12 protein-coding genes are annotated in these 12,778 nt (G+C 48.8%); 2 read left to right on the top strand and 10 right to left on the bottom strand.

The features are described from left to right. The 3 genes from A7Z06_RS13755 to A7Z06_RS13745 form a co-directional block, all read right to left on the bottom strand. Positions 1-944, bottom strand: a 944-nt coding sequence (locus A7Z06_RS13755; protein ID WP_105279461.1) for a hypothetical protein, incomplete at its 3' end; no start/stop codon positions are given. 158 nt (positions 945-1,102) lie between these two features. Next, the gene (locus A7Z06_RS13750; protein ID WP_001272879.1) at positions 1,103-1,687 is read right to left on the bottom strand and encodes a hypothetical protein; all 585 of its coding nucleotides are present in this window, start codon (positions 1,685-1,687) and stop codon (positions 1,103-1,105) included. 11 nt (positions 1,688-1,698) lie between these two features. Beyond that, entirely contained in the window at positions 1,699-3,156 is a 1,458-nt protein-coding gene (locus A7Z06_RS13745) for a tyrosine-type recombinase/integrase (protein ID WP_000784516.1), read from the bottom strand. Positions 3,157-3,302: 146 nt separating this feature from the next. On the opposite strand from A7Z06_RS13745, the gene mutS reads away from it, so the two are divergent. After that, positions 3,303-5,870: a DNA mismatch repair protein MutS gene (gene mutS, locus A7Z06_RS13740; protein ID WP_105279462.1), complete on the top strand. Its 2,568-nt coding sequence runs from the start codon at positions 3,303-3,305 to the stop codon at positions 5,868-5,870. A 105-nt stretch (positions 5,871-5,975) separates the two neighbouring features. Further along, complete coding sequence (gene pphB / locus A7Z06_RS13735; RefSeq protein ID WP_001141279.1) at positions 5,976-6,632, top strand: protein-serine/threonine phosphatase; 657 nt, start codon at positions 5,976-5,978, stop codon at positions 6,630-6,632. A 202-nt stretch (positions 6,633-6,834) separates the two neighbouring features. On the opposite strand, the gene rpoS is transcribed toward pphB, so the two are convergent. The 7 genes from rpoS to ispD form a co-directional block, all read right to left on the bottom strand. Beyond that, positions 6,835-7,827, bottom strand: coding sequence for an RNA polymerase sigma factor RpoS (rpoS, locus tag A7Z06_RS13730; protein ID WP_000081550.1), 993 nt, complete (start codon positions 7,825-7,827; stop codon positions 6,835-6,837). Positions 7,828-7,889: 62 nt separating this feature from the next. Beyond that, positions 7,890-8,984 carry a murein hydrolase activator NlpD gene (gene nlpD / locus A7Z06_RS13725; RefSeq protein WP_333642520.1) on the bottom strand — a complete coding sequence of 365 codons (1,095 nt, stop codon included), beginning with the start codon at positions 8,982-8,984 and terminating at the stop codon, positions 7,890-7,892. 184 nt (positions 8,985-9,168) lie between these two features. After that, positions 9,169-9,795: a protein-L-isoaspartate O-methyltransferase gene (gene pcm, locus A7Z06_RS13720; protein ID WP_000254703.1), complete on the bottom strand. Its 627-nt coding sequence runs from the start codon at positions 9,793-9,795 to the stop codon at positions 9,169-9,171. Then, a complete protein-coding gene (gene surE / locus A7Z06_RS13715) occupies positions 9,789-10,550 on the bottom strand; it encodes a 5'/3'-nucleotidase SurE (RefSeq protein WP_001295182.1) in 762 nt (253 codons plus the stop codon). Before surE ends, pcm begins: the two co-directional genes overlap by 7 nt. Continuing rightward, on the bottom strand, positions 10,531-11,580 hold the full coding sequence (gene truD / locus A7Z06_RS13710; protein ID WP_000568937.1) for a tRNA pseudouridine(13) synthase TruD: 1,050 nt from the start codon (positions 11,578-11,580) through the stop codon (positions 10,531-10,533). Before truD ends, surE begins: the two co-directional genes overlap by 20 nt. Next, positions 11,577-12,056: a 2-C-methyl-D-erythritol 2,4-cyclodiphosphate synthase gene (gene ispF, locus A7Z06_RS13705; RefSeq protein WP_001219242.1), complete on the bottom strand. Its 480-nt coding sequence runs from the start codon at positions 12,054-12,056 to the stop codon at positions 11,577-11,579. The genes truD and ispF overlap by 4 nt, the downstream gene beginning before the upstream one ends. Further along, on the bottom strand, positions 12,056-12,766 hold the full coding sequence (ispD, locus tag A7Z06_RS13700) for a 2-C-methyl-D-erythritol 4-phosphate cytidylyltransferase (protein WP_085461083.1): 711 nt from the start codon (positions 12,764-12,766) through the stop codon (positions 12,056-12,058). The genes ispF and ispD overlap by 1 nt, the downstream gene beginning before the upstream one ends. Positions 12,767-12,778: the final 12 nt, after the last annotated feature.

Here is a 12,778-nt window from a genome sequence, read left to right as displayed (position 1 = left end):
AAGCCACGCATGTTGGACTCTTCAATAAAATCGCAAAATGACAACATTAACTCACCTAACTGTTCCACGGGTAGTTTTGGCCCATCTTTTAAAATAAATGGCTTTATTTTATTCATATGATAAACCGCCTGCTGAAAAACTTTATCATCTGACCAATCTTTCATATATCGATTTTTACGATACCATAGTTTTCTGGCATCTGTTCGAGTTAAACGATTTGATTGAGGCTCTTCTTTTTCCTCTAAATTTATGAATAAATCACTGGCATCACCAATTTTCATAGTATTGCGGCCATTAAATTGAGCCCAACCATGTAAAATATAATTCAAGTATTCATTGATTTCTGCAGGATTTTTTTCTGCATTAGAACCTTCTAAAATAATCACAACTGGATTACCGTTTATCTCATGTGTTTCAGATATAAATATTATATAGTCAATAGAGTTAAATCTATACTCTCCATCTTTTTTTTCTTTCATTCTTTGTTGCAATCGATAAACTACTAAGTCAGGTGATAGTATTTTTATTTTTTCATTCAAAATGATAAGAACACCAATTGAGTCATCTAAATTAAAAATATTTTTAGATGATTCTATTTGTTTACATGCCTGACTCAAATATGACTCAAGTAATTTTGTAATTCGAACAAATACTCTGTTTTTGATATCTTCACTATTAGGAAGATCTTTTATGACTAAATTGAAATCCCTTTCACCATAGAAAACAGGATAGTTTTCGTCATTGACATATTGCTCTAACTCAAGTTCGATTTTTTGAGATTGCTCTTGTGTTATACATTTTTGTTCAAAAATGATCTTCCTTCCCATTCCCAAATAATCAGCCTTTTTCTCTTTTCTGAGTTCCTCACTCAATTCTATTGAATCTATGCTTTCTATTGAAGGTAATGAAAGCATGAATTTTTCAAATCGTGAGTCAATACTCATAGTTAACTCCGGAATGATAAAAGATTAAAAGATATATGTGCTACGATATTGAATTTTCAAATTATTTACTCTTTGTAATCCATAATTAACTGAATATTATTACACTGAGCATAACCAATAATAAACTTATTCAAAATAACAAAAAAATAGAAATTAAATTATGATTGCAAAAATTCTTCATACAATACATGCCTCTCCTGCTCAGCCACACAAGCATCTACCAATCCTGTCATAACCCCAACAAACAAATCATTCCATCTCTGCCGTTCTCTCGCAGTATGCCAGTCCTCAGACAAAACTTTTTCCACAGAGATCCAGATAACTTCTGCACGGCTTGTATTTAATAGTTCCTTGAATATTTCGTCAGAAACAGTAAGAACATGTGAATAAATTTTATTATCAATAGTCCAGAAAGGTTCCGGTTCGATAAAGTCAACCAACGAAGTAAAAGCCAGTCCACGGACCTGTGCAGCCTCCATTGTGCTGCTGACCTTATGACGATCACGCCATGTTCTTAAATCACCTAATAGATAATTTACTCGTTGATTCCTTGCTTTGCTGTCTTCTGCCTGGTATTGGATATAAGCAGGGCCATTACCAGTCTGGCGATAACGAGCCAATGTTTTGACACTTACACCAAGATAAAGGGCCGAAACCTCAGCACTCAGGGTTGCATCATCTGGCATACTACCAAATAGCCGCCATACTTCGGCATACTCCCTTAAAGTATCGATTGCACTCATTCCCTGTTCCCCTAATTTGTTGGCAATGGTTGATATTTCGCCGAAGCCAGAAGTGTATTATACAACTCTGATGCAGTCATAAGCATATGGAGCTCAATACTTTGAAGTGCCTCATAAATTCGGTCATTATCAGGCATTGCATACCGTTCAGTAGGATCAGTTGTATTGCGATGGTTGAGCAACATTTTCACCACACTATATGAAGTGAGTCCTTCTGCAACACGACCAAAGGTTCTTCGCAGGTCGTGCATTCCCAACTTCCCTATTCCGGCTTCCTGGCAGATATACTCGCGTAGGCTTTTGCTGTCTGAATAGTGCCCAACTTTGCTTCGCGACGACCGGGCAGGAAAAACCCATTTGCGTTTATCTGCTCGCTTTTCAGTCTCGTTGACTAAATCTCTTCGGTCTTCAAGAATTCGCTTCGTAGCATCACAAATTGGAAGTTCATGGTCGTTGCGGTTTTTAGTGTCGTAAAATCGAATTATCCTATTTTCAAGATCAACATAGCTGGTCGTTCTGGCTTCTTCTTCTGTCAGAGCTTCTCGCCAGCACAATGAAGCTGTTTCTTCTTTCCTGGCTCCTGTCAGAACAGTCAGCAAAAGATAATCGCATCCCAGGCGGTTGAAGCTTCTCTTGTTGTGCAATGCCGTTAAAAATCGCCCCAAGGTGTCTTTTGGCGACAGTGGGTTTCGTACACCTTTTGCGCGATAGCTTTCTTCAAGCTGTGAACGGGTTCTGAATTTTTTCTGTATCGTCAGAATTGAGAAAGGGTTGTAGCTTAGTGTCGGTTGTCGTTGTTGTGTCTGAGCATTTCCCGCTTCGATCTCAATCGCATGTCTTACCGCCACATTCACCCAGCGAAAAGTCTGCTCTGCCGCAGTTCTGGCTCTTGAAGCGATCTCATCAAACTTGCGCAATATCTCGTTGCCTGTCAGATCTTTTACTCTAAGATTTTCCCACTCTTTCAGGCGGTTTTCGGCTTTATTCAGCACATTTAATGTGTTGGGCTTTGCCGGTTTCGATCTGCCCATAAGATGACTTCTGTATTGCGCAAAAACTTCACTGATCGTTAGCTCAGAAGCCTCTGCTTCTCGCTTTACTGCATTCGGATTTCGTCTGGTCAACTTCATAGTTTCAACGAATTTGCGAGCAGCATCGCGAGCCTGATCAATGTTGGCAAAATCTGAAACATTACCAATCGTAGATCTGATAACCTGTTTCGGTGCCTTGCCACCCGTCGAGGGTCGCTTGTCTGCTGATGCCACCCGTCGTTGAATGATATAGGTTTTTTTAGTGGCACTGATTTTGACACCGAAACCTACGGGTGAATCCCTGTGGTTGTCAGTGATAATATATGGCTTTCGTTCAGGATTGGGTAAGTAGACTACTCGCCCTTGCTGGTCGAGATCTGGTTTCACGTCGATAGATAACTTATTGATTATAATCGACTGAGTAAGTGTCATTTTCATAAATGTATACCAGCAAGTCAGAGTGTATACCCGATACTAACCGGTATACTTCTGGTATACAAATTTATCGATTTATATGGGTTTAAAGCGGTTTCACATGGGGCCATATGGGTAACCGCAAGACTTAAAAAATGAGTAAAATCAATATGAAAGAGTCTATCGACAAGGATCTCTCAGACCATACGCCAATGATGCAGCAGTACCTCAAGCTGAAAGCCCAGCATCCTGAGATCCTGCTGTTCTACCGGATGGGTGACTTTTACGAGCTATTTTATGACGACGCAAAACGAGCGTCGCAGCTGCTGGATATTTCACTGACTAAACGCGGCGCATCTGCGGGCGAGCCGATCCCGATGGCGGGTATTCCCTACCATGCAGTGGAAAACTATCTCGCCAAACTGGTGAATCAAGGCGAGTCGGTTGCGATTTGTGAACAAATCGGCGATCCGGCTACCAGCAAAGGGCCGGTTGAGCGCAAAGTTGTCCGTATCGTCACGCCGGGCACGATCAGCGATGAAGCCCTGCTACAGGAGCGTCAGGACAATCTGCTGGCGGCTATCTGGCAGGACAGCAAAGGTTTCGGTTACGCGACGCTGGATATCAGCTCCGGCCGTTTTCGTCTGAGCGAACCGGCTGACCGCGAAACGATGGCGGCAGAACTGCAACGCACCAATCCGGCGGAACTGCTTTATGCAGAAGATTTCGCCGAGATGTCGCTGATTGAAGGTCGTCGCGGCCTGCGCCGTCGTCCGCTGTGGGAGTTTGAAATCGACACCGCGCGCCAGCAGTTGAACCTGCAATTTGGCACCCGCGATCTGGTCGGTTTTGGCGTCGAGAACGCGCCTCGCGGGCTTTGTGCTGCCGGTTGCCTGTTACAGTATGCGAAAGATACCCAACGCACGACCCTGCCGCATATTCGTTCTATCACTATGGAACGTGAGCAGGACAGCATCATTATGGATGCTGCGACACGTCGTAATCTGGAAATTACCCAGAATCTGGCGGGCGGTGCGGAAAATACATTGGCTTCCGTGCTCGATTGCACCGTCACGCCGATGGGTAGCCGTATGCTGAAACGCTGGCTGCATATGCCGGTGCGCGACACCCGTGTGTTGCTTGAGCGTCAGCAAACTATTGGCGCATTGCAGGATTTCACCGCCGAGTTACAGCCGGTACTACGGCAGGTCGGCGATCTGGAGCGTATTCTGGCGCGCCTGGCGTTACGCACTGCTCGCCCGCGCGATCTGGCTCGTATGCGTCATGCCTTCCAGCAACTGCCGGAACTGCGCGCACTGTTAGAAAATATCGATAGCGCACCAGTACAGGCGCTGCGTGAAAAAATGGGTGAGTTTGCCGAGCTGCGTGACCTGCTGGAGCGGGCAATTATCGAGACACCGCCAGTGCTGGTACGCGACGGTGGCGTCATCGCTCCAGGCTATAACGAAGAACTGGATGAGTGGCGTGCGCTGGCTGACGGTGCGACCGATTATCTGGAGCGTCTGGAAATCCGCGAGCGTGAACGTACCGGTCTGGACACACTGAAAGTCGGCTTTAATGCGGTGCACGGCTACTACATTCAAATCAGCCGTGGGCAAAGCCATCTGGCGCCAATCAACTATATGCGCCGCCAGACGCTGAAAAACGCCGAACGTTACATTATTCCGGAGCTGAAAGAGTACGAAGACAAGGTACTGACTTCAAAAGGCAAAGCACTGGCGCTGGAAAAACAGCTTTATGAGGAGCTGTTCGACCTGCTGTTGCCGCATCTGGAAGCGTTACAACAGAGTGCGAGCGCGCTGGCAGAACTGGACGTACTGGTAAATCTGGCGGAACGCGCATATACCCTGAACTACACCTGCCCGACCTTTATTGATAAACCCGGCATTCGTATTACCGAAGGTCGCCATCCGGTGGTTGAACAGGTGCTGAATGAGCCGTTTATCGCTAACCCGCTGAATCTGTCGCCTCAGCGTCGCATGTTGATCATCACCGGTCCGAACATGGGCGGTAAAAGTACCTATATGCGCCAGACCGCGTTGATTGCGCTGATGGCGTATATTGGCAGTTACGTACCGGCACAAAAAGTCGAGATTGGACCGATCGATCGCATCTTCACCCGTGTTGGCGCAGCGGATGATCTGGCTTCCGGACGTTCAACCTTTATGGTGGAGATGACCGAAACCGCTAATATTCTGCATAACGCCACCGAGTATAGTCTGGTATTGATGGATGAGATTGGGCGCGGAACGTCGACTTACGATGGCCTGTCGCTGGCGTGGGCATGTGCCGAAAATCTGGCGAATAAAATTAAAGCGTTGACGCTGTTTGCTACCCATTACTTCGAGCTGACTCAACTGCCGGAGAAAATGGAAGGCGTCGCCAACGTGCATCTCGATGCGCTGGAGCACGGAGACACTATCGCCTTTATGCACAGCGTACAGGACGGCGCGGCGAGTAAGAGCTACGGTCTGGCGGTTGCTGCGCTGGCAGGTGTACCGAAAGAGGTGATCAAACGTGCGCGACAGAAACTGCGTGAGCTGGAAAGCATTTCGCCGAATGCTGCCGCTACACAGGTAGATGGTACGCAAATGTCACTACTTTCTGTGCCGGAAGAAACCTCGCCAGCGGTCGAAGCACTGGAAAATCTCGATCCAGATTCTCTGACTCCGCGTCAGGCGCTGGAGTGGATTTATCGGTTGAAGAGTCTGGTGTAAAAATAATTCCCGATAGCCTTTTACTATCGGGAATATTAACGACAACTGACGAATCTAATAAAAATACCCTGTATAATAGTAGAGATTATTTTACAGGGTAAAATCATGCCATCAACACGCTATCAAAAAATTGATGCTCATCACTACCGCCATATATGGGTTGTTGGTGATATTCATGGTGACTATCAATTATTACAATCCCGTTTGCATGAATTATCTTTTTGTCACGAAACAGACTTACTTATTTCCACAGGCGATAATATTGATCGTGGGTCGGAGAGTCTTAATGTGCTACGCCTGTTAAATCAACCTTGGTTTACGTCGGTTAAAGGTAACCATGAAGCGATGGCGCTTGATGCATTCGCGACTGGTGATGGCAATATGTGGTTAGCCAGCGGCGGTGACTGGTTCTTTGATTTAAATGATTCAGAGAAAAAAGAAGCAATAGATCTGTTACTGAGATTTCATCATCTCCCGCATATTATCGAATTGAGTAACGATTTTATAAAATATGTCATCACACATGCAGATTATCCGGGTAATGAATATCACTTTGGCAAAGAAATCGCGGAAAGCGAATTACTCTGGCCTGTTGATCGCGTGCAGAAGTCGCTTAATGGCGAGTTACAAAAAATAAACGGTGCTGATTATTTTATATTTGGACATATGATGTTTGATAACATTCAGACATTCGCTAACCAGATTTATATTGATACCGGATCGCCGAAAAGCGGACGGTTATCGTTTTATAAAATTAAATAATTAATCCAGTCAGGATAAGGATCATCTCTGGTTCAGATCCGCTATTGCCAATATCGGTCATGAATTTCTTCATAAAGACATCGGGTTTCGCACACCAGTTTACTGTCAGGAGCTGGCGTCACCATCAACGCTATTCAGGACAAGTCATACAAAAGAAAAAGGCCAGCCTCACTTGAGACTGGCCTTTCTGACAGATGCTTGCTTATTCGCGGAACAGCGCCTCGATATTCAGCCCCTGAGTCTGCAAAATCTCACGCAGACGGCGCAGGCCTTCAACCTGAATCTGGCGAACACGTTCACGAGTGAGGCCAATTTCACGACCTACATCTTCCAGTGTTGCCGCTTCGTACCCCAGCAAACCGAATCGACGTGCCAGCACTTCACGCTGTTTGGCGTTCAGCTCGAACAGCCATTTGACGATGCTCTGCTTCATATCGTCATCTTGCGTGGTGTCTTCCGGACCGTTCTCTTTTTCATCGGCCAGAATGTCCAGCAACGCTTTTTCGGAATCACCGCCCAGAGGGGTGTCTACCGAGGTAATGCGCTCGTTAAGACGAAGCATACGGCTGACGTCATCAACTGGCTTATCCAGTTGCTCTGCGATCTCTTCCGCACTCGGTTCGTGGTCCAGTTTATGGGACAACTCACGTGCGGTTCGCAGGTAAACGTTCAGCTCCTTTACGATGTGAATCGGCAAACGAATAGTACGGGTTTGGTTCATAATCGCCCGTTCGATCGTCTGGCGAATCCACCAGGTTGCGTATGTTGAGAAGCGGAAACCGCGTTCCGGGTCAAACTTCTCAACCGCGCGGATAAGCCCCAGGTTGCCCTCTTCGATAAGATCCAGCAAAGCCAGACCACGATTGCCATAACGGCGGGCAATTTTTACCACCAGACGTAAGTTACTCTCAATCATCCGGCGGCGGGAGGCAACATCTCCACGCAGTGCGCGACGCGCAAAATAAACTTCTTCTTCGGCCGTTAACAGTGGCGAATAACCAATCTCACCAAGGTAAAGCTGAGTCGCGTCCAACACACGCTGTGTGGCACCCTGCGATAACAGTTCCTCTTCGGCCAAATCGTTATCACTGGGTTCCTCTTCTACTAAGGCCTTTTCGTCAAAAACCTCAACTCCGTTCTCATCAAATTCCGCATCTTCATTTAAATCATGAACTTTCAGCGTATTCTGACTCATAAGGTGGCTCCTACCCGTGATCCCTTGACGGAACGCTCAAGCAACAGCCTGGTTCCGCCGAATTATCGCTGCGGCAAATAACGCAGCGGGTTTACGGATTTCCCCTTGTAACGAATTTCAAAATGCAAGCGTGTTGAACTGGTTCCGGTGCTACCCATGGTTGCTATTTTTTGCCCCGCCTTCACTTCTTGTTGTTCCCGGACCAGCATTGTGTCGTTATGGGCGTAGGCACTCAGGTAATCATCATTATGTTTGATGATAATCAGATTACCGTAACCGCGCAGCGCATTACCGGCATAAACAACGCGGCCATCTGCGGTCGCGGTAATTGCCTGTCCTTTGCTACCTGCGATATCAATCCCCTTATTGCCCCCCTCAGAAGCGCCAAAGGTTTCAATCACTTTGCCCTCAGTTGGCCAGCGCCAGGTGGAGATAGGCGTGCTGGTTGATGTACTGCTGACAGTCGGCTCGGTTGTGCTTGCTGTTGGCACCGTTACAGGCGCTGTGACCGTGGTCGCAGTTGGCTTGTTGTTCGGCAACATTTTGTTAGCACTCTGTTCACCCGAAGACTCAGAATACGTAATTGTCGGTTGCGACGCAACAGCAACGGTGGAATTTTGTGCAGGCTTGATCACAACTCCTTGCTCTGCTGCATCCGCCTGGGTAATGGCATTTCCGCCAGTAATCGGCGTACCGGAGGCGTTGCCAACCTGCAAGGTCTGACCGACGTTCAACGCGTATGGTGCCTGAATATTATTGCGCTGAGCGAGGTCACGGAAATCGTTGCCGGTGATCCAGGCGATATAGAAAAGTGTGTCGCCTTTTTTCACGGTATAGGTACTGCCGCTATAACTGCCTTTCGGAATATTCCCGTACTGGCGGTTGTAGACGATACGCCCATTTTCCATTTGCACCGGTTGCTGAGCGACAGGCTGTACCGGTTGGATTTGTGGTTGTTGTGTAGACTGAATTTGTGGCTGCTGTACCGGCTGAATTTGCGGTTGCTGCGCTGTAGATGTCGTTCCCATTTTCGGCGGTGGCGTAATCAACATACCTGAATTGGTATTTGCAGGCGCATTACCATTAACGGAACTGACCGGTGCCGGTGGATTCGATGTGTCAGAACAGCCAGCCAGCCATAGCGAAACCAGTGACAAAGCCGCAATACGGCGAACGGTGAATTTTGGGCTTCCCGCGCTCATTTATCCCCCAGGAAAAATTGATTAATAACCAGTGACATAATTACCGTGCAAGGCACCCTACTGAACACTGGAAAAGATGTTCACGATACGCTGACTTGCTGCAAAATAACCAGGAAAATTCCAGGTATTTCCTCGCAATTCAAGCCAGCTCCCCCTTCACTAAGGGGACAAAGCGCACGGCCTCTACGGTATCGATAATAAATTCGCCCCCACGACGACGCACCCGTTTCAAATACTGGTGCTCTTCCCCGACCGGCAAGACGAGAATCCCGCCTTCATCCAGTTGCGTCATTAGCGCAGTAGGAATTTCGGGCGGTGCCGCCGTTACAATGATAGCGTCAAACGGCGCACGTGCTTGCCAACCTTGCCATCCATCGCCGTGACGGGTTGAAACATTATGTAAATCAAGATTTTTCAGGCGACGACGCGCCTGCCACTGCAAGCCTTTAATCCGTTCGACCGAACATACATGCTGGACAAGATGCGCCAGGATTGCCGTTTGATATCCCGAACCAGTGCCGATTTCCAGCACCCGCGACTGCGGCGTCAGTTCAAGTAATTCGGTCATTCGCGCCACCATATATGGCTGCGAAATTGTCTGCCCCTGACCTATCGGCAACGCGATATTATCCCAGGCCTTTTGTTCAAACGCTTCATCAATGAATTTTTCACGCGGCACGGCGGCGAGTGCATTCAGCACCTGCTCATCCTGAATACCTTGCGCACGTAATTGATCCAGAAGTGCTTGTACGCGTCTGCTTACCATTGCGTGCCAACTCCCACGCTGTTTAACCAGTCTGAAACCACATCTTGCGCGCTATGCGCAGTTAAATCCACATGCAGCGGCGTGATGGAGACATAGCCCTCATCTACCGCAGCAAAATCGGTCCCCGGACCGGCATCACATTTACCGCCCGGCGGGCCAATCCAGTACAGCGTATTGCCGCGCGGATCTTGCTGCGGGATCACCTGATCTGCCGGATGTCGTGTACCGCAGCGCGTCACGCGAATACCTTTGATTTGATCCAAGGGTAAATCCGGAACATTAATATTAAGAATACGCCCGGTGCGCAGCGGCTCTTTACACAGTGCGCGCAAAATGGAACACGTTACCGCCGCAGCAGTGTCATAATGTTTATGTCCATCAAGCGAGACAGCCAGCGCCGGAAAACCTAAATGACGGCCTTCCATCGCGGCGGCTACCGTACCGGAATAGATAACATCATCCCCCAGATTGGGGCCGGCGTTAATGCCCGAAACCACAATATCCGGACGTGGACGCATTAGTGCGTTCACGCCAAGATAGACGCAGTCGGTCGGGGTTCCCATTTGCACAGCGATATCACCATTTTCAAAGGTAAACGTGCGCAGGGAGGATTCCAGCGTCAGGGAATTTGAAGCGCCGCTGCGGTTACGATCGGGGGCAACCACCTGAACATCAGCAAACTCACGCAAGGCTTTCGCCAGCGTTTGTATACCGGGTGCATGTACCCCGTCATCATTACTCAGCAATATGCGCATAATCACCTGTTGTGTTGATAAGTTCCCTGACAACGCTGGTCGCAAAACTTCCCGCCGGAAGCCAGAAACGGATTTCTACGGTGACGTCATCCCACCAGTTCCAGCTTAATTGTTGCGGATATAACAGCATCGCTCTGCGCGCGGCTTCAACTTTTTCGCGCAGCAGCAAAGCTTGTAATTCAGTTTCGTCGGCTATCGCCGCTTGTTCGAATGCCAGAGCCTCACGTTGGGTTCCCCACTCGCCGCTACCGGGCAAAGCTGCGGTAATCATCAGCTCTTTATCGTTGACGCGACGCTGTAATTCCGCCAGTTCTTCGTGAGTTGCAACAAACCAACTGCCGCGCCCGGCTAATTGTAGCGCATCGCCGTCAACAACTTGATTAACTTCTGCTTTTTTGAGGCGCTCAGCAACAATCTGATTAAACAACGCACTACGTGCTGCCGACAACCAAAAACTGCGTTTATTGCGATCGCGTACCGGAGTATTGGTTTGCGCCCAGCGCAGCGCGCCCTGCAAGTTACTACCGCCAATACCGAAACGCTGCGCGCCAAAGTAGTTCGGTACACCTTTTACGCAAATATCGATCAGACGTTGTTCAACGTCATCGCGATTGCTCACTTCGCGTAGTACCAGGGTAAAGGCGTTGCCTTTCAGTGCCCCTAAACGCAGTTTACGCTTGTGGCGCGCATACTCCAGCACCTGACAACCTTCCAGTTGAAACGCGCTCAGATCGGGCATCTCTTTGCCCGGAACGCGAGCGCATAACCACTGTTCCGTCACTGCATGTTTGTCTTTCTGCCCGGCGAAGCTGACTTCACGCGCATGAATTTTCAGGAATTTCGCCAGCGCGTCAGCCACAAAACGGGTATTGCAGCCGTTTTTAAGAATGCGCACCAGAATATGCTCACCTTCACCATCAGGCTCAAAGCCTAAATCTTCCACCACCACAAAATCTTCCGGGTTGGCTTTCAGCAGCCCGGTGCCTTGCGGTTTACCGTGGAGGTAAGTGAGATTATCAAACTCAATCATTTTGTTGCCTTAATGAGTAGCGCCACCGCTTCACAGGCAATCCCTTCCCCACGGCCGGTAAATCCGAGTTTTTCCGTAGTAGTGGCTTTCACGTTAACATCATCCATATGGCAGCCGAGATCTTCGGCAATAAACACGCGCATTTGTGGGATGTGCGGCAGCATTTTCGGTGCCTGAGCGATGATAGTGACATCGACGTTGCCGAGGGTATACCCCTTCGCCTGAATGCGTCGCCAGGCTTCACGCAGCAGCTCGCGGCTGTCTGCTCCTTTAAATGCCGGATCGGTATCCGGAAACAGTTTGCCGATATCCCCCAGCGCCGCTGCACCAAGCAATGCATCGGTCAACGCATGGAGTGCCACGTCGCCATCAGAATGCGCCAGCAGCCCTTTTTCGTAAGGGATGCGCACACCACCAATGATAATTGGGCCTTCGCCGCCAAAGGCGTGTACGTCAAATCCGTGTCCAATTCGCATTATGTATTCTCCTGATGGATGGTTCGGGTGAGGTAAAATTCGGCAAGCGCCAAATCTTCCGGGCGCGTGACTTTAATGTTATCCGCACGGCCTTCGACCAGCTGCGGATGAAAACCGCAGTATTCCAGCGCCGAGGCTTCATCGGTAATGGTAGCGCCTTCATTTAATGCACGCGTCAGGCAGTCATATAACAGCTCACGAGGGAAAAATTGCGGCGTCAACGCGTGCCATAGGCCGTTGCGATCAACAGTATGAGCAATGGCATTTTTGCCCGGTTCGGCACGTTTCATGGTATCACGCACCGGCGCAGCGAGAATGCCCCCCGTGCGGCTGGTTTCGCTCAACGCCAACAGACGCGCAAGGTCATCCTGATGCAGGCAAGGGCGAGCGGCGTCATGCACCAACACCCACTGCGCGTCGCCAGCGGCTTTCAGACCTGCCAGCACGGAATTAGCACGCTCTTCACCACCGTCAACAACGGTGATCTGCGGATGATTTGCCAGAGGAAGTTGTGCAAAACGACTATCGCCAGGGCTTATAGCAATGACGACACGCGACACACGGGGATGCGCCAGCAGCGCATGTACCGAGTGTTCAAGAATGGTTTGATTACCGATTGAGAGATATTGCTTAGGACATTCCGTTTGCATTCGGCGGCCAAATCCGGCCGCCGGAACCACGGCGCAAACATCCAAATGAGTGGTTGCCATGTTAATTCCTGG

Source organism: Escherichia sp. MOD1-EC6819, assembly GCF_002965765.1.
Classification (GTDB): Bacteria; Pseudomonadota; Gammaproteobacteria; order Enterobacterales; family Enterobacteriaceae; genus Escherichia; species Escherichia ruysiae.
The sequence above is the reverse complement of the archived record's forward strand: the minus strand, read 5'-3'. Positions and strand labels throughout refer to the sequence as shown.

Bases quoted from the DNA above. Each gene is read 5' to 3' on its own strand.
- A7Z06_RS13750 (WP_001272879.1), bottom strand. From the start codon at position 1,687: ATGAGTGCAATCGATACTTTAAGGGAGTATGCCGAAGTATGGCGGCTA.
- A7Z06_RS13745 (WP_000784516.1), bottom strand. From the start codon at position 3,156: ATGAAAATGACACTTACTCAGTCGATTATAATCAATAAGTTATCTATC.
- mutS (WP_105279462.1), top strand. From the start codon at position 3,303: ATGAAAGAGTCTATCGACAAGGATCTCTCAGACCATACGCCAATGATG.
- pphB (WP_001141279.1), top strand. From the start codon at position 5,976: ATGCCATCAACACGCTATCAAAAAATTGATGCTCATCACTACCGCCAT.
- rpoS (WP_000081550.1), bottom strand. From the start codon at position 7,827: ATGAGTCAGAATACGCTGAAAGTTCATGATTTAAATGAAGATGCGGAA.
- pcm (WP_000254703.1), bottom strand. From the start codon at position 9,795: ATGGTAAGCAGACGCGTACAAGCACTTCTGGATCAATTACGTGCGCAA.
- surE (WP_001295182.1), bottom strand. From the start codon at position 10,550: ATGCGCATATTGCTGAGTAATGATGACGGGGTACATGCACCCGGTATA.
- truD (WP_000568937.1), bottom strand. From the start codon at position 11,580: ATGATTGAGTTTGATAATCTCACTTACCTCCACGGTAAACCGCAAGGC.
- ispF (WP_001219242.1), bottom strand. From the start codon at position 12,056: ATGCGAATTGGACACGGATTTGACGTACACGCCTTTGGCGGCGAAGGC.
- ispD (WP_085461083.1), bottom strand. From the start codon at position 12,766: ATGGCAACCACTCATTTGGATGTTTGCGCCGTGGTTCCGGCGGCCGGA.